This is a genomic window from Plantactinospora soyae (assembly GCF_014874095.1).
Lineage (GTDB): Bacteria > Actinomycetota > Actinomycetes > Mycobacteriales > Micromonosporaceae > Plantactinospora > Plantactinospora soyae.
In genome coordinates this window covers 4,444,582-4,466,914 of record NZ_JADBEB010000001.1, presented here as the reverse complement: position 1 = coordinate 4,466,914, position 22,333 = coordinate 4,444,582, and the positions used below count along the sequence as shown (strand labels likewise).

Here is a 22,333-nt window from a genome sequence, read left to right as displayed (position 1 = left end):
CCGGTCCGGTCCGGTCCGCCCGGCGGCTCAGAACGTGCCGATGTCGAACCGGGTGGCCCGGGCGGACACCGGTCCCCGGCCGGTCTCGTTGCCGTCGATGTCGAGCCCCCGGTAGGTGCCCTCGCTGGTCAGCTCGTCGCCGCGTACCTCTGCGTGGTGCAGGGCCCGGACCTCGCCGTTGTAACGCAGCGGCAACCCCTTCAGGTCGTCCGGCAGCACCTGCCACAGGGTGAACGTGACCGTGCGTCGCCCGGTGGCCCTCCACCGCCCCGTGGCGATGTGGATCCCCTGGGCGAAGGAGAGGAAGAAGCCGCCCGGCAGGAACGTGAGCAGGGCCACCTCCTCCTCGTGCGGCAATGTGACGACGCCGCGCCAGGTACCCACGACCGGGCTGTCCGGCTGTCGATGGTCGGGTGGGGAAGCCTCTGCCAACCCGCTCGCCGCCATCGCCGCACCGATCGCCACCGCGCCGGCACCGGCCGTACGCCCCAGGAACCGCCGCCGGTCGTGTCCGGGAATCATGTCGTCGTCTCCGGGCATCAGGAACACCTCGCTATCGCTTCGCCGGATTGGATGCGATCGACCGTACGGTGATGACCGGTTCGCCCACATCGTCCATTGGTGGCCGGGGATGCCCGCCCGGTCCAACCTTCGGCTGAGCCACTCGACGCGGCTTGCGCCCAACCGCTGGCTATCCCTTGAGGCTGCCGGTGGTCAGGCCGGACATGATGTTCCGCTGGAAGAGCAGGAAGATGATGACGGTCGGGATCGCGGCGATGACCGAGGCGGCGATCACGACGTTCATCGGCGTACCGCCGGCGAAGGCGTAGATGCCGACGCTGACCGTCCGGGTCTCGGGCGACGGCATGACCAGCTTCGGCCAGAGGAAGTCCTTCCAGACCGCCGTCACGGCGAAGATCGAGACGACGCCGAGGATGGGGCGCGACATCGGCAGGATGATCGACCAGAGCGTACGCAGCGGCGTCGCCCCGTCCATCACGGCCGCCGACATCAGCTCCTCCGGGATCGAGTCGAAGAACCGTTTCAGCAGGAAGATGTTGAACGCGTTCGCGACCAGGGGCAGCCAGATCACGAAGGGCGAGTCGAGCAGGTTGATGTGCACGATCGGCAGGTCGATCACGGTCACGTACTGCGGGACGATGAGCACCATCGCCGGGATCATCAGCGTCGCCAGCATCAGGCCGAGGATCGCGTTGCCGAAGATCGGTCGGAGCTTCGACAGGCTGTACGCCGCGGCGGTGTCGAGGACGAGCTGGAACACCAGCGCGCCGGCCGCGTAGTAGAACGTGTTGAAGAGCAGCTTGGCGAGGTCGAGGTTGTTCCACGCGTCGATGTAGTTCTGCGGCTGGGGGTCCTTCGGGAACAGCGACGGCGGGGTCTGCGCGATCTCCTGACCGGACTTCAGCGCACCGGTGACCATCCAGTACAGCGGCCCGAGGAAGACGAGCGTGAACACCACGACGACGACGGCGAGCAGCGTCCAGTAGAGGAACTTGCCGCGCCCGCGCCGGAGCTGGGCGTGCGAGATGAGGGTCCGGGTCCCGGAGTCCTGTGCCATTGGTGGCCCGTCCTAGTCCTGTTTCGAGGTCAGCCGCACGTAGACGGCGGAGAAGCCGGCCAGCACCACGAGCATGATCACCCCGAGCGCCGCAGCACCGTTGAGGTCGTTCTGGAAGAACCCGTGCTGGTAGATGAGGTACGCCACCGAGGTCGCGGAGTCCTCCGCGCCCGCACCGTTGGCGAGGATCAGCGGCTCGATGAAGAGCTGCATGGTGGCGACGATCTGGAGCATCGCCAGGAGCGCGAGGATCAGCCGGGTCTGCGGGATCGTCACGTTCACGATCCGCCGCCAGATCCCGGCGCCGTCGAGCTCGGCCGCCTCGTAGAGTTCGCCGGGGATGTTCTGTAGCGCCGCCAGGTAGATCAGCACCGCGCTGCCCATGTTCATCCAGGTCGACGCGACCACCATCGCCGGCATCGTCATCTCGGGGGACTGCATCCACTGCGAGGTCGGCAGGTGCAGCGCCTTGAGGATCGCGTTGAAGAGTCCCGCCTCGCTGGGGTCGTACGCGTAGTACTTGAAGAGGAAGAGCGCCGAGGCCGGCGGCAGCATCACCGGCAGGTAGACCAGGATCCGCAGGTACCCCTTGGCGTGGCGGAACTCGTTGAGCAGGATCGCCACGAAGAACGGCACCGCGTAGCCGAGGACGAGCGCGAGAACCGTGAAGTAGAACGTGTTCTTCCAGGCGGTCAGGAAGCTCGGGTCGTCGATGATGCGGGAGTAGTTCTCCCAGCCGACCCAGGTGGTCTCGCCCCGCCGGGTGCGCTGGAAGCTCATGACGATGCCGCGGATCATCGGGTACCAGGAGAAGACGGCGAAGCAGACCACGGCCCCGATCAGGAACGTGTGCCCGGTGAGGTTGTCCCGTACCTTGCGGCCGAGGCTCGTACCCGATCGTGCCGGGCGCGACGGCGCGGGGCGAGGCGATTCTCTGCTGGTACCCGGGACGGTGGTGAGCGCCAAGGCAACTCCTGCGGAAGTCGGTGACGTCGACGGTGTGGTGCGCTCTGGTGGCGGGAGCCGGCACGCCGGCTCCCGCCACAGAGGGTCAGCTCTCGGCGGCCAGGAGCTGGTTGACCTTCTCTTCGGCCGTCTTGAGCAGCGCGTCGATGTTCGAGTTCGGGTTCGTCAGTACTCCGGACATCGCGGCGTCGAGGACCGCGTAGATCGCCTGCGCGTTGCGGGGCTCACCCTTGATCGCAACCGGGGTCGCCTCGAAGATCGCGAAGTTGGCGGTGTCGACGTTGGCGTTCGCCTTCCGCAGTTCGAGTTCCTGCTTCTGCGCCTCGCTGCCGTTGGCGAAGAGCAGCGGCTGCGGCAGACCCACCGGGTAGTTCTGCGGCTTGGCCCGTACGTAGTCGAACTGGCCCTTGCCCGGCGTCAGCTTCTGGTACGCGATCCACTTCATGCCGGCCTTGACCTGCTCCGGGGTGAGGTCCTTCTTGAAGAAGTAACCCTCGCCGCCACCGAGCGTCCCCTTTGCCGGGCCGTCCTGGCCGGGCAGCGGGGCCATCGCCCAGTCCTGGAACTTGCCCTGGAACTGGCTCACGATCGCCTGGGTGGCGTCCGGTGCGCCGATGAACATGCCGACCTTGCCCGCGCCGGCGTTGGTCAGCAGGTCGCCCCACTGAAGCAGCTGGCGGGCGCCCATGCTGTTGTCGCCGTACCGCATGTCCTTGAGGTTCTGCAGGACCTGCTTGCCCATGGGGTTGTTGAAGTCGGCCTTCTTGCCGTCCGGGGTCAGCACCTGACCGCCCTGGGAGTAGAGCAGGGAGGTGAAGTGCCAGCCGCCGGTGTTGCCGGCGCTGTACTCCGAGTACCCGGCGATGCCGTTGCCCAGCGCGGAGATCTTCTTGGCCGCGGTCCGGACCTCGGCCCAGGTCTTCGGCGGGCTGTTCACGTCGAGCCCGGCCTGCTGGAACAGGGCCTTGTTGTAGACCAGGCCCATCGAGTAGTTCTTCACCGGTACGGCGTAGAGCTTGCCGCCGTCGCTGAAGACCTCCTTGAGCGCGGGGTCGACGCTGTCCCAGGTCGGGATCGAGTCCTTGTTGGCCAACGAGGTGATGTCCATCGCCTGACCGGAGTCGAGCACCTGCTGGAGATCGGTCATGTACCCGTAGAACACGTCGGTGACGGTGCCGCCGGCGAGGCGAGCGGTGAAGTCCGGCGGGTTGTTGCACTGCTCGCCGACGCTCACGCTCTTGACGACGATGTCGGGGTTCTGCTTCTGGAACTCCACGACGTCGGCGTTCCAGTTCTGCAACAGCTCCTTCTGCGAGCCGACCGGCTGGCAGTCGACCGTGATGGTGACCTTGCCGCCTGCGGTCGAGTCGCTGTCGTCGCTCTTTGTGGAGCATGCCGTGAGGCTGAGCCCCAGGCCGGCCACGAGCGCCATCGCCGCGACCTTCCGGTACTGCGGTACGGACATCTGTCCATCCCTTCGGGAACGGGAGTCTCCATGACCTCTGCTGATCCGCGGGACCGTCACCGCGGCCATGCCCTGCTTCTGATCTCTATCTGCCATGCGTGACCTGGCCCTGGAGCTGCCTGACGTCGGGTTGTGAGTGGAGTCACTGTAGCGAGACGAACTCATTTCAGCAAGATATCGACTGTGTTTTGAAAAGACACGACTTGATTACGGCAGACGACGACAAGCCGACGCGGATGTCGTACGAAATCCCCCACTTCAGCCCGATTCTCGGCTGACGAACGCGCCAGCACTTGCGGCAAAGCTGTCTTTTCGGCTGCCGTCTGAGCCCTCGGCTGAACTGCCCGCGCGCCGCTGCGCGCCGGTCAGCGGGGAGAGAACCTTGGGGGGAGGGGGAGAGAAAACACTGCCCCGGTGGCCGACTGGTTTAACGGAGCGGCCAGAACGACGGGGTACGTCGCCGCGCCAGGTGGGGCATGGGCGAGCCGCCTGGCGCGGTACTCGCCTTCTCCGTCGCCGAGGTTCGCCGCCTACAGGGCAGCCGGCAGCGGGACGTGCGTAGGGGTCGCCGACTGGTGTCCTACCGGGTGGAGATGGCCATGGTTGACACCGACGTTGCCGTGTCGTCGGCTGTCGAGGGCCTGGGAGCTCTGCGAGTCGATCAGTCCGGGAATCTGATGTTGACCGTCGCGCTGCTCCGCTTGCCTTCTTCGACGAGTTGGTAGGTGAATCTGTCGGTGCGGCCGTGAGTCGGATTTGGTCGGTAGATCACCCGGCGGTCGGAGAGCACCTGGACGGTTCCGTACCTGGGTGGGACGGTGATGGTGATCTCGGCGTAGCGGCTGACGAAGTCGTTGGCGAGGATGTCGATGGCCAGCGGCCTGACGGTGGCGAGGGTGACCTGGTCGGTGTTGGCGTCAGGTGCTCTCGTCAGCGAGAAGTCGCCGCCGCCGTTGTTGATGAAGTAGCTCACCTCGCCGGTGGTCTGGTTGACGGTGCGAACATCCGGGAATCGGTCGCCGTTGGCATTGGTGAGCCGGGCGGTCCAGGCGGTTCGGCCGGCCGGGTCGATCTCGAGGTGGCGGATGGCACCGTCCTGGCGGATTTCCACCACGCCGTTGCTGTTGTCGGTGCAGCCCCTGGTGTAGGTGAGCAGGACGCTGTCGATGCCGTCGCTGTTCCAGTCGGCGATCTGCACGGTGGGGGCGTCGACGGAGCAGAAGGCAACGGGACCAGCGACCACCACGTCTCCTTCGATGATGGAGCTCAACAGCCCGCCGGGGCCGATCGCGTACGGACTGTACTGGCCACTGGCATCGAACACGGCTTTGCCTATGAAGGTGGGTCGGATAATCGTTGAGGTGTACCGGATCGTGGGAGTGAAGGACGGGGTCTGCAGCACCAGCCGGTTGAAGTCCACGGTGGCCGGGGCGCCTTGGGACCAGGCAATCCACAGTTCGTCGGCTGGGTCGTCATCCACGTTGGCCGCTACTCCGATGTCGGGGCAGTCGGGTGTCGCGCTGCCGCCGAGGGCCAGGTATGTGTAGGCGATCGGGGGCGTGTAGAAGCCGGGTGCCGCGCCGTACGTGACGATGGTCGAGCAGAGGTTCGGCAGGATCGCGCCGAGCACGGCCTCGTCCTGGAAGCCGTCGGAGTTGTAGTCGCCGAACAGCACGTCCCCACGTGCACCGGCTCGAGCCGTAGGGGGCACGGCCGTGGCGCTGACCACGGTGAGCAACACGACCAGCGTTGCGACCCGTTTGTTCCACATGGTGCTCTCCCGATGTGCGCGCTACGTGGCTCTTCGCTTCGCCCCCTGCTCGTGAAGCTAGACGCGTTTCAACAGAGACGTTCGTTACTGACCGTAATCCGACAGCGACTACGGGTGGCTTCTCGTCGCGGTGTCGCAGAGCACCCCGCCTGGTCGTTGGCCGCACGCCGGGGTAAGTGGTCGGGTGACGAAGATGCTGCGCTCTGCCAGGGAGAACCGACCTGAGGGCCACCGCTGGACCGCAAGGGTGACTCCTGCCAACCGATCACGGGTCAGCACGGCAAGGTTCTTGAGCCGGGACCATGACAGCTACCGACTGTCACAGATGACGGCGCTGTGCGCGGCGTCGACGTCCGGGCGCTGTGCGACCTGTAGGGCGCCGCCCCGAGCCGAGGGGCGATGGGGTCAGGGGGTCACCGCGATGTTGGTCAGGCCGCCAGTCGCGTTCGTCACGGTGTTGCTGGCGTAGACCACGTTCAGATTCCCCGGGCACTTCGACGTCGAGGTGACGTTGATGGCCCACCGGCCCACTCCGCCCAGGTCCGAACTGTTGCGACGCCAGATGTTGCCGCAGCCGGAGCCGGCGACGGGGTTGTGTGTCTCGTACCCGTTCGCGAAGGTGCCCGGCGGGGCGTACGAGCCGACGTTGTCCTCGACGACGTAGCCGGTGCCCTTCATGTCGACCCACGAGTCGGCCGAGTTCTGGCCGGAGAGCCCGCGCCCGTCGAACGTGTTGCCCCGGATGACGCCACCGACGGTGCCCTCCTTGACGTCGATGTGCTCGGCGGCCACCGAGGGGCCCAGCCGGTTACCGAGCACCTGGACCCGGTCGGAGCGGTCCACCCCGGCACTGTTGCCGTGGCAGGACCAGTTGGAGTTCGCCGATCCGAGGTAGACCGCCTCGCCGTAGCCGGGCTGCGCCAGCCCGGTGTGCTCGATCCGGGAGTTGCGCAGGATCCCGTCCGCCGAGGAGCGGCGGAAGTGGATCGCCTCGTCCTCGACGTGGTGCACGTACACGTCGTCGATGGTGACGTGCGGCGAGTTGTCCAGGACGATGCCCTTCTTCGACTCCGCGACCGTGAAGCCCGCCAGCCGCCAGTGCGCGGCGGCGAAGAGCCAGAGGCCGTACCCGGAATCCCAGCCGGCGGTCGGGGCCGGGCATGACGGTCCGGTGCCGCTCGGACCGTCGTTGATCAGGACCGCGTCGCGCGGACCGGTGAGAACGATCGGGGCGGCGGCAGTGCCGGGCCGCTGCGCGACGAACGAGCCGCGATAGGTCCCCGGCGCGAGTTGGATGCGCTGGCCGGGCACCGCGTCCGCGAGCGCGGCCCGAAGTTGGGCCGCCGTGCCCACCACGACCGTCGGGCCGGGCGGCGAACTCGGCGTCGGGCTGGGCGGCGCGGTCGGGCTCGGCGGAGCGGTCGGGCTCGGCGTCGTCGGAGCACCGACGCAGGCCTGGTCGTTGGCGAGGCAGTTGGTAGGCCGGCCGAGGCCGCTCACGTTGAACCCGAAGTCGGCGGAGGCGCCCGGGGTGAGGCTTCCGTTCCAGGTGGCGTTGGTGAAGCGGTACCGCTGGCCGGTCTGACTGCGGACCGAACTCCATGAACTGGTCACCCGCGAACCGGCGGGCAGGTCGAACTCGACGGTCCAGTCCTCCGCCACGGCGTCGCCAACATTGGTGATCGTAAAGCCGCCGCCGTACCCGGTGCTCCAGGTCGATGCCTCGACGTAGGTCGCGGACAACCGCGCCTCGGCGGCGTACGCGGTCGGGGCGGTCAGCACCGCGAGTCCGGCGAGCAGGCTGACCAGCCCGGCCGCGAGGGCGGGGCGGAGCACGGCGCATACGGTCACCGGAATCTCCCCCGGGTCGAGGACGACGACAGCCGTCGATCAGTTAGTTAACTTAACCATTACGCTCGCGTCAAGCTCCGGTCTACCCGATGCGGGGCGCCCGGCAGCCGCCGGACGCCCCGCTGCTATCCACCGATCGTCACATTCCGGCGCACTGCCCGCCGGCCGGGCCCCGTACCGTGTTGGGCAGTCCGTTGCCGACCGGGGCCGGCTCGTTGACCACGCAGGACAGTGGACCACCGATCGTCGTCGCCGCGACCAGCGGCCCGGCGTTGCCGACCAGGGTCACCGGACCACCGATGCTGGCCCGCTCGATGCCGACCGCGCCGGAGGTCCCGACCACCGAGACCGGACCACCGACCTCGACGTCGTGCAGCACGACCGCCGCCGCACCGGTCGCCGAGACCGGGCCGGCGATGCTGCCACCGTCGACGTACAGCGCGGCACCGGCACGGACCGTCACCGGGCCCCTGACGGTCGCCCCGGACAGGCAGGTCACCCCGGTGGAGACGGTCAGCGGGCCGCTACGGGAACCGGTCACCGCCCGGGTGCACTCCGGCGCCGGTTTGGCCAGCAGCTCGACCTCGGCCAGCGTCACCGCGCCGTCGGACCCGGTCGGTTCCAGCCGGTAGTACGCGTACCGGCCGGGCCGCTCGACGGTGAACGCCCGGGTCTGGGCCCGCCACGGGAACGTCTGCTCGGCCCGGGTGTCGATCACCGTCCACTTCTTTCCGTCGTACGAGCCCGCCAGGCGCCAGCCCCGCGGATCACCCGGGTTCGCCCCGGAGGTGAGCGTGTACTGGGTGACCAGCTCCGGCGTACCGGGAACGGACCAGGTGACGGCCGTGTTCAGGGCGGCCTCGGTGCCCGAGGTGTCGTCGGTCAGCGCCGCCGGTCCGCCCTTGACGGTGATGTCGGCCAGCGGCCGGGCCGGCGCACCGGGCTCGGTCAACGAGGTCGGCACGCTCGCCGCCCCGGTCCCCCAACCCGACGGAACGGGACCGAGCTGGAAGTCCAGCACCGCACCGTCGACCAGGTCGGCGTGCGAGATCGAGGTCCGGTCGTACGGCACGCCGTCGACCCGCAGCCCCTGCACGTAGACGTTGCCGGCGCTGTTCTCCGGCGCGTTGACCACGATGTCCCGGCCGTTCTCCAGGTGCACGGTCGCCTTGCGGAACAGCGGCGAACCGATCACGTAGTCGGCGCTGCCCACCTGGAGCGGATAGAAGCCCAGCGCGCTGAACAGATACCAGGCCGAGGTTTCGCCGTTGTCCTCGTCACCGGCGTAGCCCTGCCCGATCTCGCTGCCGAGGTACATCCGGGACAGCACCTCCCGGACCTTCGCCTGGGTCTTCGCCGGCTGCCCGGCGTAGGTGTACATCCACGGGATGTGGTGCGACACCTGGTTGCTGAACCCCCACATGCCCATCCGGACGTCCCGAGCCTCGATCATCTCGTGGATCGTCCCGTTGTACGAGCCGGGGAACCTGGCCGTCTCCGGGGTGGCGAAGAACTCGTCCAGCTTGTCGGCGAGGGCGTTCCGACCGCCGTACAGGTTGGCCAGGCCCTGCCCGTCGTGCGGTACGTGGAACGCGAAGTTCCACCCGTTCGTCTCGGTGTAGTCGTGCTCGTGCCCCCACACCTTCGGGTCGTAGTCGTCCGGGTCGGACTTCCACTCCCCCGCCGCGTTCCGGCCCTGGAAGAACTCCACCCCGGGGTCGAACATGTGCACGTAGTTCTGGGCCCGGTTCCGGAAGTACTCGGCGTCGGACCGGTAGCCGGCCCGCTCGGCCTCCGGCGTGCCGGCGTCCTCCGCCAGTGCCGTCGCCATGTTGGCGATGCCGAAGTCGTTGACGTAACCCTCCAGGGCCCAGGAGACGCCCTCGGACACCGCCGACGAGGTGTAGCCGGCGAAGATCGACGTCTGCAACCCCTTCCGCCCCACGCTGGTGTTGTTGGGGTTGGCACCCGGCGGGGCCACCGTCGCGTTGCGGACCGCCGCCTGGTACGCGGCCTTCACGTCGAAGTTCCGGACCCCCTTGACGTACGCGTCCGCGAAGGCGACGTCCGAGCTGGTTCCGGTCATCAGGTTCGCGTACCCGGGCGACGACCAGCGGGACACCCAACCGCCGTCCTTGTACTGCTGCACGAACCCGTCGACCAGTTCACCGGCCATCCCGGGCGTGAACAGCGTGTACGCGGACCAGGTGGTCCGGTACGTGTCCCAGAAGCCGTTGTTGACGTACACCTTGCCGTCGACCACCTCGGCCCCGGTCTCGGTCGGGGTGGAGGTGATCGGGATCGACGACGTGGCCGAGGACTGCACGGCGTGCCGCCACCGTGGCGCGTCCGGGGTGCCGACGTTCTCGTGCGCCGAGTTCGGGTAGAGGAACAGCCGGTAGAGGTTGGAGTAGAGGGTGGTGAGCTGGTCGTCGGTGCCGCCCTCGACCTCGATCACCCGCAGCTTGTCGTCCCAGAGCCGCTGGGCCCGCTCCCGTACCGTCTCGAAGGTGTCGCGCTCGGCGATCTCGTTGCGCAGGTTCCGGCGGGCCTGGTCGACCGAGATCAGTGAGGTGGCGATCCGCATCTGCACCTGCTTGTTGGCGCTGGTGTCGAAGCCGAGGTAGCCGGTGACGTTGTTCCCGCCGCCGCCGGTGAGCCGGCCGCTGGCCACCACCGGACGGTCCACCACGGCGTAGACGAACATCCGGGTGGCGCCGTTGGACAGCCCGCTGCGTACGTCGGTGTAGCCGGTGATCTCACCACCGTCGCCGATGGTCAGCCCACCGTTGTTGTTGACGTTGTCGAAGATCAGGTTGCCCCGGTCTCCGGGGAAGGTGAACCGGAACATCGCCGCGTGGTCCGTCGGGGCGATCTCGGTGACCAGCCCGTTGTCGAAGGTCACGCCGTAGTGGTGCGCCTTCGCGATCTCGTTGGCGTGCTGGAACGACAGCGCCCGGGTGGCCCGGTCGGCGCTCGGCACCCCCTCGGCCACCGACGGCATCACCTGGAAGGTCTGCCGGTCCCCCATCCACGGGCTCGGTTCGTGGCTGACCGTGAACGCCTGGAGGGTCGGCCGGTTCTCGGCGTTGTTGCCGCGCTGGTAGTCGTAGAGCCAGTCGGTCGAGCCGGCGTTCGTCATCGGGGTCCAGAAGTTGAACCCGTGCGGCACGGCGGTCGCCGGAATGTTGTTGCCCCGGGAGAAGCCACCTGTCGAGTTCGTGCCCCGGGTGGTGAGCACGTGGTCGGAGAGCCGGGCGACGCTCGGCCGGACCGGGTGGGCGGTGAGCCGGATGTCGTCCAGCCAGCCGTTGAAGACGCCGGTGCCGGTGCCGCTGTCGTACCCGACCAGGATCCGTACCGCCCGTCTGCCGGCGGCGACGGCCCCGATCCGGGACCGCTTCGCGTTCCACTGGTCGGCGTAGAGCGACTTGGAGGCCCCCTGCGCCTGCGGGCTCAGGCCGAAGCCGTACTGGTCGACGGCGCCGAGGTCGCTCAGGTAGCTGCCGTCGTCGAAGGCGAGGTCCACCGCGGCGTACGTGCTCGGGTAGTCCAGGTCCTGCGCGGTCAGCTCGGGGAAGATCACGTACGACAGCTCGGTGTCCGGGGTGATCTGGACGTCCACGTCGAAGACCCGGTTGTACGCGTACCCACGGCCGTCGACGGTCTGCCCGCCGGAGTACTGCAACGCGTTGCGCCCGGTCCAGCCGACGTTCGGCTTCATGGTGGGTCCGTTCACCGGGCCGCCACTGACGAAGCCGCGCATGTCGGTCACCGGCGGCGGGGTGGTGTCGCCGTCCGAGAGCTGCAACTCGGCGAGCTGGGTGATGCCGCCGCTGCCGATCGCGCTGACGTTCAGCCGGTAGTACGGGTACTTCGTGCTGTTCTCGAAGCGGTACTCCCGGGTCTGGAAGCGCTCGCCGAACTCCTGCCCGGTACGGCTGTCCAGAGTGGTCCACTCCGCCCCGTCGGCGGAGCCCTGCAACGTCCAGCTTCGCGGATCGCGCTCGGGTGCGTCGTTGGCGGAGGTCAGCGCGTAGTGCACGATCGCGACCGGCTCGTCGAGGCGTACCCGGATCCAGCCGGACGACGCGAAGACCAGCCACTTGGTGCTGATGTTCTGGTCCACGGCCCGCGACGCGGTCTCGTTCGGCGGATTCTCGCCGCTGCCGGTGACCTCGGTCGCCCGGTCGGTGACGTTGCCCGGGATCCCGGTCGCCGGGCTGCCGGTCACGCCGGACATCCTCTTCCGGCCGGAGGAATCGACCTCGGCGGTGTTGGTCCAGCTCGGCTGGGGGTCGCCGGCCTCCAGCGACGAGTGGAACTCGGTCCCGCCCGGCGGCGCGGCCCCGGCCGGAAGCGGTCCGGCGGGCACCGCCAGGCCGATCGCGGCGACGAGCGCCACGGGAAGGGCACGTCTGGACAGCATCATGAGGATCTCCCATGGAGGGGGTTGGTCGGGTGTGGATGGCACACCCGAACGGAGATCACATGAGCGTTCGACCACGAGACGACATTGTCAAGGATTTGCCGCCTAGCCGGACGGACCGGGAGAAGTCGCCCGGCGCCGTCGGCCACCGTCTCCCGCCGATGCCGCGGCGGGGACCGTCATGCCCGGCCGATTCCGGCAGTGGCGGGTACTACCGCTTCCGGCCGATGCCGGCCGCGACCTTCAGCATGGTCGGGGCGGCCGTCTCGTCCGGCCACCACTGCTGCACGTCGACCACTCCGGGCGGCAGCAGCTCGAAGCCGTCGAAGAAGCTCTCGATCTCGGCCCGGGGCCGGAAGGTCATCGGGGCCGGGGAGTTGACCGAGATCTCCTCCAGCTTGGCCTTGGCCGCCGGGTCACTGCCGTCCACACAGAACTGGGAGATGCAGATGTGGCTGCCCGGCGCCATCCGGTCCCGGAACCGGGCGATCAGCGCCGCCGGGTCCTCCTGGTCGGTGACGAGGTGGAACAGGCCGATGAACAGCAGCAGCATCGGCTCGTCGAAGTTGATCAGGCGCTGTACCTGCGGGTCGTCGAAGAGCTGCTCCGGCCGGCGTACGTCGGCCTGGATCGAGGCCATCTTGTCGTCGGTGGCCAGCAGGGCACGGTTGTGGACGAACACGATCGGGTCGCTGTCGACGTAGACCACCCGGGCGTCGGAGTTGATCGCCCGAGCCGTCTCGTGCACGTTCGGCGAGGTGGGGATGCCGGCGCCGACGTCGAGGAACTGCGCGATCCCGGCGTTGGCGCACATCTGGGTGGCGCGCAGCAGGAACCTGCGCTGGGCCTTGCCGAGGGCGGGCAGGTCCGGTGCCAGCGCGATGACCTGCCGGGCGGCCTCCCGGTCCACCGCGAAGTTGTCCTTGCCACCCAGCACATAGTCGTAGGCGCGGGCGTGGCTCATCTGCGTCGTGTCGATTCCGGACGGTGCGTGATTTTGTTCGGGCAAGGCCGATCCCGCCTTCCGTGCGAAGTCTGCTGACGCTCGCCGATCTTAAACCTCCGGTACGGCGATCAGCGCCCCGGCACCGGGACCCGCGACCAGTCGATGTCCGAGCCGAGATAGAAGCTCGGGTACGACGGCTGGTTGTAGGTCGTCTGCTGGCGGGCCACCTCGACCCGGTACTGCGGGTCGTGCATCAGGGTGTAGAGCTTGCGGTCGGTCACCTCGGTGCTGAGGTGGATCCGGATCGCGGAGCTGTCGGCGGTCCGGGTCAGCAGTTCCTCGCGCCAGTCCCCGAGAACGTCCGCGACCAGGCCCGGGTTGCCCTTCGTACCGTTGTTGGTCCGGGTCCCCTCGGCGGTGAACAGCCGGCCGCGCTGCCAGTCGTCGATGGTCGGGGTCACCTCAAGGGCGCCGCCCACGATCTGGGTGGTCATGTCGGCCGCCCACCTGATGCTCTGGTTGGTTCCCGGGATGCTGGTGCCGAGCAGGTCACCGTCCGCCGTCCGCAGGCCGGGCCCGGTGGGCGCGCCGACGACGACGGACGCCCAGGTCTCCAGCCCCGGCTCGGCGGGTACGACGTCGCCGACCATGCCCCGGCCGGTGTCCACCCCGGTGTAGCCGCCGTAGATCACCTCGCCGGTCGCGGCGTCCCGGAGCGCGTAGCCGTACGGCGCCCCGGTCGCGCCCTCGTGCACCATGAAGGTTTCCAGGCCCGGACGGTTCGGGTCGATGTCGGTGACGTGCATCGCGTCGCCGTGCCCGACCTTCGCCATCGCCCCGGGGTTGGCGCTACCGGGCGGCAGCACGCCGTACGAGCTGTAGAGCAGGCTGCCGTCGTGGTCGATGGTCGCCCCGCCGTAGACGACCTCCTGCTTTCCGTCGGCGTCCACGTCGGCCACGCTCAGCGAGTGCGCGCCCTGGGTGGTGAGGGTGCCGTACTCCGGATCGGTGCCCTCTCTACCGTGCGGGCCGTCGTTGAACGGGTTGGTCATCGGCACCCAGCCGCTGTCGACGTACCAGTTCTCGCGCAGCCGCCTGCCGTCCCAGCGGTAGGCGACCAGCGTCGCGCGGGTGTAGTAACCCCGGGCGAAGATCGCCGACGGGTGCCGGCCGTCCAGGTACGCCACCCCGGCGAGGAACCGGTCGACCCGGTTGCCCGGCTCGATCCGGCTCATCGCGTAGTCGCCCCACATGAGCCCGTCGTCGTGCCGGCCCGGCTTGTACCGGATGGTCTCCAGCTCCCGGCCGGTGGCACCGTCGAACACGCTCAGGTACTCCGGCCCGTCGACGATGAAGCCCTGGAAGGAGCGGAGCGCGTTACGGGTGCTGCGTGCCGGGGCGTAGACGTCGATGAAGTGGTCGGTCAGCGCCTCGGCGTCGGTACGGGAGAGCGGGTACGCGTACGTCGGCGCGATGCCGAAGGCCTGCTCCAGGGTCGCCGGCCAACGCCCGGCCAGCACCTCCGGATGCCGGTGCCAACCCTGGAACAGCTCGACGAGCTTCTCCCGGTACGCCGCTGGCGTCAGCCGGTAGTCGTCGGTGTGCGAGTAGCCCGCCCGGACGTCCTCCCGGGGCATCGTGATGTACCGCTCGGAGACCACGGCACCGGTCCGGTCGTACCGGGTGATCTTCGTGCCGGGGGCGGTCTTGAACATCATCTCGCTGCGGCCGTCGCCGTCGAAGTCGTAGACCAGGAACTGGGTGTAGTGGGCACCCGCGCGGATGTTGACGCCGAGCGAGATGCGGTGCAGCAGGGTGCCGTCGAGGGTGTAGGTGTCGATGAACACCGGCCCGGTGTAGCCGACCTGGGAGACGTCCTTGGAGTTCGACGGGTCCCACTTGACGACGTACTCGTACGCCCCGTCTCCGTCGACGTCGCCGACGCTGATGTCGTTGGCCGAGTAGGTGTACGCCTCGCCGGCCGGGGTGACGCCGTCGGCGGGCTTGCGCAGCGGCAGGTCCCGGTGCCCGCCGGCCCACGGCGACACCGCCCGGCTGCGGTCGACCTCACGACCCCGGACCACGGCCGCCACCCGGTAGGAGGCGGCGGCGGTACCGGCCCGGTCGAGGTAGTTGGTGCTGTCGGTGACGGTGGCGATCCGCCGCCCGTCCCGGTAGACGTGGAAGTCGGCCCCGGTCAGCCCGGTGCGGGACCGCCCGGAGACCTCGGGGGCGAGCAGCCGCCAGCTGAGGAAGACTCCCTCGCCGGTGGCGGCGGCGACCAGGCCACGGTCGAGGTCTTCGAGCGCGGGACCCTTCGGGTTGTGACCGCCGCCGGGCGTCGCGGCGACCGCCGTCGGACCGCCGACCAGCAGGGCGGTCGCCGATGCGCAGGCCACCAGCGCCGCGGTGATCCGCGCCGCAGGAGATCTTCCGGTACGAGGTCCCATGGATTTCTCCTGATGTCGCGTGCCGGCGACCCGGCCCAGGTGAAGGGGCTGAGCGGTTCCAGGGTGGAGCTGACTGAAACGATACAATCGACCGAAGATTATGGATGAGCCTGGTGGTTGTCAAGACGCGTTCCACGCCCATCGCGGCAGCCTGAGCCGAGGTGTGCCGGTTTGCCCGTCAATCCGGCACGGGAGGTTTCCCACGGATCGGGGCCCGCCCGCCGCGATGGCGAGCAGGCCCCTGCACCCGCTGATACACCTCAGCCGAGGCCGGTCACGCCTTCCCGGCCGGCTCCGTACCTTGGTCGGTTCCGGTCGGGGCGGTGGCGGGGGGCGTTCCGGCGCTGCTTTCCGCGTCGCCGTCGGTGGTGGTCGCGGCCACGGCCGGGGTCTCCGGCGTTTCCGGCGTCTCCTCGGCCGCTACGGCGTCCCCGGTCTCCTCGTTCTCGCTCTCGTCTTCGTCGGCGGTGTCGTCCTCGCCGGCCGTGTCCGCCGGGGCGGCCGGCTCAGGGCTGGCCCAGCTGAACTCGATCTCGACCGATATCTCCCCGTCCTCGCGCTCGATCTCCAGCTCACAGTGGACCTGGTCGGCGACCGCGACCGCCCCGGCCGCGCCGTAGAAGATCTGCGCGCCGGACTCCAACTGACTGGCCAGTTGACGCAGCCACGCGGCCAGATCGGCCCGCGACACCGTACGGGCGTCCTCGTAGATTTCCATGCCCGACATGCTCGCACTCCATTGAGGACCGACCCCGAACGGGTCCGGCACGGGCAGTGCAGACCGCGCCGCCCGCGCTGACGTACGGCGGGACAGCCGGTACGGCGGCGCCCTTCGAGATCATCACTGGTGTTGCTCCGCCCGCCGGGCGGCGGTGGCCGGAAAGGTGACCCGGACGGTGGTGCCCTGCCCGAGCGCCGAGTTGACCCCGACCGTGCCGCCGTGCGCGGTCACGATCGCCTCGACGATGGCCAGACCCAGACCCGATGAGCCACCGCCGTTGCGGCTGCGGCTGGGGTCGGCGCGATAGAAACGCTCGAACACGTGCGGCAGATGCTCCGGCGCGATCCCGTCACCCTCGTCTCGTACCGCGACCACCACCTGCCCATCCTGGGCGCTGACCGTGACCTTGACCGGCGAACCGGGCCGGGTGTGCTGCACCGCGTTGCCGACGAGGTTGCGCAGCACCTGCTGGATGCGCGGACTGTCCCCGTCGACGGCCGCTTCCGCTGCCCCTCGCAGGGTGATGGCTCGGTCAGCGGTGACCACCCGGGCGTCGTCCACCACTTCGCCGGCCAGCGCCACCACGTCCACCGGCCCACGGTTCAGCGGCCGGGCCGCGTCGAGGTGGGCCAGTCGCCGTAAGCCGACCCGCCGAACTCCACCCGCAGGCCGGCCTCGCGGGCCGGCCGGAACACGTCCTCCAGCGCATCGAGGGCGCCGCCCTCCACCTGGGCGCGGTTCTCGTGGTAGTCCACGTGGGCCAGGGCGACGCGACCGTCCGGCGAGACCGTCTTCGCGGCGAACGCGTCCACGACCCCGGCCACCTGCGGCGCCTTCGCGGCGGCCGCGAGGGTCTGCTCGATCACGGCTCTGCGCTCGGCCACCTTCTGGCCGGCGGGTGCGACGAACACCACCTGTGCGGAGGCGCCCGACGAGGCGGGGAACCGCTCGGCGACGGTGTCCAGGGTGTGCTGGGCGCGCGAGCCAGGGAGCGAGAAGTCGTCCACGTACGATCCGCCGATGGTGGCGGCGAGCGCCCCGGCGGCGACGAGCACGGCCAGCCAGGCCACCAGGACGGTCCCGCGGTGACGACAGATCCATGCACCGAGCCGGTAGAGCAATGCGGCCATGACGATGAACTCCCAGCGGTCGTGGACCAAGGAGCCTCATCACACCGCCCGTGCCTGACGACCCGGCGCCCGCGAACCTGACGGTTGCCTGACGACCGATCCCTGGCGCCTCGACCGGGGAACCCAGCACGATCTCGAACGGCGGCAGTACGCCTAGCTCGTGTAGTGGCGCACCGCGACGACCTCCTCCGGCAGCCTGTGGTCCTCGACCGGCGGCCTGTGGTCCTCGAACAGCGATCTGTGGTCCTCGACCGGCTGCCGGTGGTCCTCGAACAGCGATCTGTGGTCCTCGACCGGCTGCCGGTGGTCCTCGACGGGCTGCCGGTGATCCTCGACGGACTGCCGGTGGTCCTCGGCGGGCGGCGCGGGCGACTCCGGCTCGACCTGCGCGGCGGGCGGCTCGGGCGCCTCGTCGGGGGTCTGTTCGGCCTCCGGCCGGACCGCCACCATCCGGTACTCGCCGGTCTCGCCGCTGATCGCCGCCGCCGCCATCACCGCCGCAGCGGCCCGGTCTGCCACCCGCTTCGCCTCGCGCTGCACTCGGGCCCGGACCTCGACCGCGTGCCGCTCGGCGGTCTCGGCCGCCCGGCGAGCCTCGTCGAGCCGGTTGAGCTGGCCGGTCAGCTCCTGCCTGATCTCACCGAACCGTTGCTGCAACTGGGAAACCGCGTTCTCCGCCATCGCACCGTCCTGGCGGGTCTGGGTGAGCCGCTGCTGCGCGGTCTCCTGCGCGGCCTGTAGCTGGGCCAACGACTGCTGGCGCGACTCAAGCTCCTCCACCACGGCGCTGAGCTGCTGTTGGGCGGCGGCGGCCTGCTCGTCGGCGTGCCGGCGTAGCTCGGTCGCGTACTGCTGCGCCTCGGCGCGGAGATTGGCGTTCTCCTGTTCGCCCCGCTCCTGCTGGCGGGCGAGGTCCGACTCGACGGCGGTACGCCGCTCGCCGACCTCCCGCTCCACGTTCGCCTTCCACTGCGCCAGCTCCTGCTGGGTCTGGGCGTGTGCCGCCTCGATCTCCTGCTGGATCTGCGCCCGCGCCTGCTCCAGCGTCGCCTCGGCCTCGGACCGGGCCTGCTCGACCTGCTGGACGCAGCGCTCGTTGATCCGCCTGGCCTCCTGCTCGGCCCGCTCCTGGGCGGCCTCGCCCTCGGCCCTGAGCCGGTCGGCCTGCTCACGGGTCTCGGCGAGAAAACGCTCCGCCTCGGCCTGGTGTTCGGCCGCCCGCTGCCCGGCGGCGTCGATGATCGCCTCGGCCTGCTTCTCGGTCGTCGCCAGGATCGTGTCGACCATCGGGCCCAGGTCGCGGAAGGACGCCCGGTCGAACTGCGGCGGCCGGTCACGCAGCTCGCCCAGCTCCGCCTGCATCTGCTGGATGTGCGAGGTCAGATTCTGGATGTGGCTGAACGCCTGGGCGCGTTCGGCCGTCAGTTTCGAGATGTCGCGGCCGGCCTGTGCCACGTACTGGTCGACCTGCCGCTTGTCGTAACCGCGCAGCGCCGACTCGAAGGTCGGTCGCGTAGCCGTGTCCTCGTGTAGGTCGAACAGCTCCTGGCCTCGGGACATGCGCCATCCTCCATACGATCGTGAGCCCGGTACCGGCGTCTGAGCCAAGCCGCGGGTGGGCTCAACCGGCGGATCATACCTGCCGGCGACGGCAGATCCAGGATCCGGAACATTTTCGTGACCGGATCCGTTCCGACGGTCACCCAGCGCTACGGCGTCAGCAGGAGCACCTCCCGTACGGCGCCGCCGTCCCGGGTGACCAACCGGTACGCCCCGTTGTTCAGCGCCTCGATCCGCCACTGCGCGCCCGGGCCCGGCCGATCGGTCGCGGCCAGCGCCCGCCCGGTCCGCTGGTCGACGATCCGGTAGTAGCCCTCGGTCACGTGGACGAACCGCCACCGTGCACCGCCGAGCAGCCGCCGGTTGGCCAGGTCGGTGATCAGCACCTCGCCCACCGGTTGCAGCCGGAACTGCTGGCAGGCGTCGCCGCGCCAGGTGAACGTCTGTACCGCCGCACCGGGGCGGGCACAGGCGTCCAGCACCCGGCCGGCGATCCGGTTCTCGATCCGGGACCAGCCGTCGTCGGTGGCCACGACCCGGAACTTCTGGCAGTCGTTGTCGAGCCAGCCCCACTGCGCGACCCGGGCACCGTCGGCGTTGACGCACGCCGCCACCTCGGCCACCTTGTTGCTGTGCCGGTTGAGGATGCTGGCCTGGCCGTCGCCCCGGTCCTCCAGGCGCCACTGCTGGCAGGGGTCGCCGGGCACCGGGGCGTCCAGCCCGATGTCGGCCCCCTCGTACCCGCAGTTCCGGTTGGTCAGTACGGCCCCGCCGTCCCGACCGACCAGGTTGACGTACGCGTCGCCCCGGCCGAAGCCACGGTTGCCGCTGCGCGGCTCGCCCAGCGTCGGCCAGCCGCCGGCCCAGGAGATCGTCCGGACCGAGCCCTTCGGCAGTGCCTGGTCGGCCGCGTCGTAGTAGTGGTGGACGTACAGGTCGGCACCCGACCGGCCGCGCCCCGACCCGAGGTACACGTCGCCACCGCCGGTGCCCCGGAAGCCGTTGTAGCCGCGCAGCAGTTCGGTGCCGCCGCCGGCCAACATCGGCACGCCGGCCCGGTCCAGGTACGGGCCGTGCACGCTGGTGGACCGCCCGACCACCACCCGGTAGTCGGCGTTCACTCCCCGGCAGCAGAAGTCGAAGCTGGCGAAGAGGTAGTAGTACCGGCCCTTGCGGACGATCGACGGCCCCTCGATCGCGGCACCGCCCCGGGAGGCGAGGGAGTAGAGGGTCGGATCGGCCGGCGACAGCAGCCCGGTCGAGGCGTCCAGGCGGCGCATCTTGATGCCGTCCCAGAAGGACCCGAACGACATCCACGGCACGCCGGCCGCGTCGAAGACGACGTCGGCGTCGATCGCGTTGTGGTTGTCCGTGCTGGACGACCGGATCACCATGCCCCGGTCCACCCACCGGTAGTTCGGGCTGTCCGGGTCCAGCGTCGCGTTGGTGGCCAGCCCGATCACCGAGTTGTTGGTGCCGAACGAGGACGCCGCGTAGTAGAGGTGGTACTCGCCGTCGAAGTAGTTGACGTCCGGCGCCCAGAAGTCGCCCGGGGTGATCCCCAGCTCCTGGACCACCCATTGCGGCGGGGTGTCGAAGACGGTGCCGAGGACGGTCCAGTGCACCAGGTCGGTGGAGCGGCGGATCGGCAGGTAGGTCCGGGTGCCGATGTCACCGGTGATGATCTCGTAGTAGTACCGGCCCTGCTTGATGATGGTCGGATCGTGCGCGATCGGGTCCGGCGACGGCCGCCCGGAACCGGACGCGACCACCGGCGACACCGCCACCGGTACGCCCTTCGACCCGGCCGGTACGCCCACCGCGGCCACCGGTGCCGGCGCGACCGTGCCCAGCAGCAGTGCCGTCGTGGTGGCCAGTACGGCCCACCGGATCGGCGGTCGGCGGCTCATCGGGTGGCCCGCGCCGGGTGCAGCCGGATCGCGCTCCACGACACCCGGGGCAGTACGACGCGCAGCGTGCCACCGTCGACCGTCACCCGCTGCGCCGGAACCGGGGTGACCCGGTCGGGCTGCTCCCGCGTGTTGGTGGCCCGCAGGTCGTCGTCGGTCAGGGTCCACGCCTCGGCGAGGTGCAGGTCCGCGTTGAACAGGTGCAGGTCCACGGTCAACTCCACGGAATCGGTCTGGTCGCGGTTGACGGCGAAGATCACCAGGTCGCCGTCCTCACCGTCGTAGGTGGCGACGGCGTCGACCACGGCCACCTCGCCGTGCCGGGCGGTGGCGTACGTCGGCGAGTCGAGCCGGGTGTGCAGCACGCTCCCCCGGGCCAGCGCCGCGGTCTTGGCGAACGGATGGAAGATCGTCTGACGCCAGGCCGGCCCGCCGGGTTCGGTACGGATCGGCGCGATCACGTTGACCAGCTGCGCCTGGCAGGCGGCGGTGACCCGGTCGCTGTGCCGGAGCAGGGAGATCAGCAGGTTGCCGACGACGACCGCGTCCGCGACGTTGTACTCGTCCTCGATCACCCGGGGCGCCACCGGCCAGTCGGCGCGCGGCTCCTGGCCCTGGAACCGGGACAGGTACCAGACGTTCCACTCGTCGAACGAGATGTTGATCTTCTTCTTGCTGCGCAGCCGGGCGCCCACGCTGTCGGCCGTGGCCACGATGCTGTCCACGAAGTGGTCCATGTCGACCGCGCTGGCCAGGAACGAGCCGAGGTCCCCGTCCAACTCCTCGTAGTAGGCGTGGCAGGAGACGTAGTCCACCACGTCGTAGGCGTGCTCCAACACGGTGGCTTCCCAGCTGCCGAAGGTCGGCATGGCGGAGCTGGAGCTGCCGCAGGCCACCAGCTCCAGGCCCGGCTCGGCGGAGCGCAGCGCCCTTGCCGTGGCGGCGGCGAGCAGGCCGTACTCCTGGGCGGTCTTGTGGCCGGTCTGCCACGGGCCGTCCAGCTCGTTGCCGAGGCACCAGAGCGTGATCCCGTACGGCTTCGCCGCCCCGTTGGCCCGGCGCAGCTCGGACAGCTGGGTGCCCTCGGCGTGGTTGACGTACTCGTGCACGTCCAGCGCCTCCTGGACGCCCCGGGTGCCGAGGTTCACCGCGTACATGATCTCGACGTCGGCCTTGGCCGCCCAACGGGCGAACTCGTCGATGCCGACCTGGTTCGTCTCGATGCTGTGCCAGGCCAGGTCCCGTCGGCGCGGTCGCTGCGCCACCGGCCCGACGCCGTCCTCCCAGCGGTACCCGGAGACGAAGTTGCCGCCCGGATAGCGGACCATCGTGACGCCCAGCTCCCGGGTCAGGGCCAGTACGTCGGTACGGAAGCCGTCCTCGTCCGCCTGCGGATGGCCCGGCTCGTGGATGCCGGTGTAGACGCACCGCCCCATGTGCTCCACGAAGGAGCCGAACGTGCGGCGGCTGACCGGCGCCACCACGGCGGCAGGGTCGAGGACAACGGATGCGGCGAGCATGGGTTCCCTTCGGGGCGGTGTCGCTTCGGGGACCG

The 22,333-nt window shown here is 69.6% G+C and carries 15 protein-coding genes; all 15 read right to left on the bottom strand.

Annotation, left to right across the window (positions count from 1 at the left end):
- Nucleotides 1-27 precede the first annotated feature (27 nt).
- Complete coding sequence (locus H4W31_RS19940) at nt 28-540, bottom strand: hypothetical protein (protein ID WP_192768045.1); 513 nt, start codon at nt 538-540, stop codon at nt 28-30.
- Nucleotides 541-691: 151 nt separating this feature from the next.
- Nucleotides 692-1,579 carry a carbohydrate ABC transporter permease gene (locus tag H4W31_RS19935; protein WP_192768044.1) on the bottom strand — a complete coding sequence of 296 codons (888 nt, stop codon included), beginning with the start codon at nt 1,577-1,579 and terminating at the stop codon, nt 692-694.
- Between the two features lie 12 nt (nt 1,580-1,591).
- On the bottom strand, nt 1,592-2,545 hold the full coding sequence (locus H4W31_RS19930; RefSeq protein WP_192768043.1) for a carbohydrate ABC transporter permease: 954 nt from the start codon (nt 2,543-2,545) through the stop codon (nt 1,592-1,594).
- 85 nt (nt 2,546-2,630) lie between these two features.
- Nucleotides 2,631-4,010: an ABC transporter substrate-binding protein gene (locus H4W31_RS19925; protein ID WP_192768042.1), complete on the bottom strand. Its 1,380-nt coding sequence runs from the start codon at nt 4,008-4,010 to the stop codon at nt 2,631-2,633.
- Nucleotides 4,011-4,671: 661 nt separating this feature from the next.
- Nucleotides 4,672-5,781 (bottom strand): Ig-like domain-containing protein, encoded by a 1,110-nt coding sequence (locus tag H4W31_RS19920; RefSeq protein WP_192768041.1) that lies wholly within the window; start codon nt 5,779-5,781, stop codon nt 4,672-4,674.
- A gap of 405 nt (nt 5,782-6,186) precedes the next feature.
- Nucleotides 6,187-7,632: a cellulose binding domain-containing protein gene (locus H4W31_RS19915; protein ID WP_318783283.1), complete on the bottom strand. Its 1,446-nt coding sequence runs from the start codon at nt 7,630-7,632 to the stop codon at nt 6,187-6,189.
- Between the two features lie 139 nt (nt 7,633-7,771).
- The gene (locus tag H4W31_RS19910) at nt 7,772-12,061 is read right to left on the bottom strand and encodes a GH92 family glycosyl hydrolase (protein WP_404825721.1); all 4,290 of its coding nucleotides are present in this window, start codon (nt 12,059-12,061) and stop codon (nt 7,772-7,774) included.
- A gap of 211 nt (nt 12,062-12,272) precedes the next feature.
- Nucleotides 12,273-13,070 (bottom strand): SAM-dependent methyltransferase, encoded by a 798-nt coding sequence (locus H4W31_RS19905; protein WP_225945604.1) that lies wholly within the window; start codon nt 13,068-13,070, stop codon nt 12,273-12,275.
- A gap of 65 nt (nt 13,071-13,135) precedes the next feature.
- Nucleotides 13,136-15,457 carry a rhamnogalacturonan lyase gene (locus H4W31_RS44310; RefSeq protein WP_192768038.1) on the bottom strand — a complete coding sequence of 774 codons (2,322 nt, stop codon included), beginning with the start codon at nt 15,455-15,457 and terminating at the stop codon, nt 13,136-13,138.
- A gap of 274 nt (nt 15,458-15,731) precedes the next feature.
- Nucleotides 15,732-16,184 carry an amphi-Trp domain-containing protein gene (locus tag H4W31_RS19895; RefSeq protein WP_192768037.1) on the bottom strand — a complete coding sequence of 151 codons (453 nt, stop codon included), beginning with the start codon at nt 16,182-16,184 and terminating at the stop codon, nt 15,732-15,734.
- Between the two features lie 114 nt (nt 16,185-16,298).
- Complete coding sequence (locus tag H4W31_RS19890) at nt 16,299-16,769, bottom strand: sensor histidine kinase (RefSeq protein ID WP_318783282.1); 471 nt, start codon at nt 16,767-16,769, stop codon at nt 16,299-16,301.
- A gap of 11 nt (nt 16,770-16,780) precedes the next feature.
- Nucleotides 16,781-17,338, bottom strand: a complete 558-nt coding sequence (locus tag H4W31_RS19885; RefSeq protein WP_192772828.1) for an MMPL family transporter — start codon at nt 17,336-17,338, stop codon at nt 16,781-16,783.
- Between the two features lie 123 nt (nt 17,339-17,461).
- Nucleotides 17,462-18,868 carry a coiled-coil domain-containing protein gene (locus H4W31_RS19880; protein WP_192768036.1) on the bottom strand — a complete coding sequence of 469 codons (1,407 nt, stop codon included), beginning with the start codon at nt 18,866-18,868 and terminating at the stop codon, nt 17,462-17,464.
- A 149-nt stretch (nt 18,869-19,017) separates the two neighbouring features.
- The gene (locus H4W31_RS19875) at nt 19,018-20,778 is read right to left on the bottom strand and encodes a family 43 glycosylhydrolase (protein ID WP_192768035.1); all 1,761 of its coding nucleotides are present in this window, start codon (nt 20,776-20,778) and stop codon (nt 19,018-19,020) included.
- A complete protein-coding gene (arfA, locus tag H4W31_RS19870) occupies nt 20,775-22,298 on the bottom strand; it encodes an arabinosylfuranosidase ArfA (RefSeq protein ID WP_192768034.1) in 1,524 nt (507 codons plus the stop codon). The genes H4W31_RS19875 and arfA overlap by 4 nt, the downstream gene beginning before the upstream one ends.
- Nucleotides 22,299-22,333: the final 35 nt, after the last annotated feature.

Coding starts and splice junctions, on each gene's coding strand:
- H4W31_RS19940 (WP_192768045.1), bottom strand. CDS start 540: ATGCCCGGAGACGACGACATGATTCCCGGACACGACCGGCGGCGGTTC.
- H4W31_RS19935 (WP_192768044.1), bottom strand. CDS start 1,579: ATGGCACAGGACTCCGGGACCCGGACCCTCATCTCGCACGCCCAGCTC.
- H4W31_RS19925 (WP_192768042.1), bottom strand. CDS start 4,010: ATGTCCGTACCGCAGTACCGGAAGGTCGCGGCGATGGCGCTCGTGGCC.
- H4W31_RS19920 (WP_192768041.1), bottom strand. CDS start 5,781: ATGTGGAACAAACGGGTCGCAACGCTGGTCGTGTTGCTCACCGTGGTC.
- H4W31_RS19910 (WP_404825721.1), bottom strand. CDS start 12,061: ATGCTGTCCAGACGTGCCCTTCCCGTGGCGCTCGTCGCCGCGATCGGC.
- H4W31_RS44310 (WP_192768038.1), bottom strand. CDS start 15,457: ATGGGACCTCGTACCGGAAGATCTCCTGCGGCGCGGATCACCGCGGCG.
- H4W31_RS19895 (WP_192768037.1), bottom strand. CDS start 16,184: ATGTCGGGCATGGAAATCTACGAGGACGCCCGTACGGTGTCGCGGGCC.
- H4W31_RS19880 (WP_192768036.1), bottom strand. CDS start 18,868: ATGTCCCGAGGCCAGGAGCTGTTCGACCTACACGAGGACACGGCTACG.
- H4W31_RS19875 (WP_192768035.1), bottom strand. CDS start 20,778: ATGAGCCGCCGACCGCCGATCCGGTGGGCCGTACTGGCCACCACGACG.
- arfA (WP_192768034.1), bottom strand. CDS start 22,298: ATGCTCGCCGCATCCGTTGTCCTCGACCCTGCCGCCGTGGTGGCGCCG.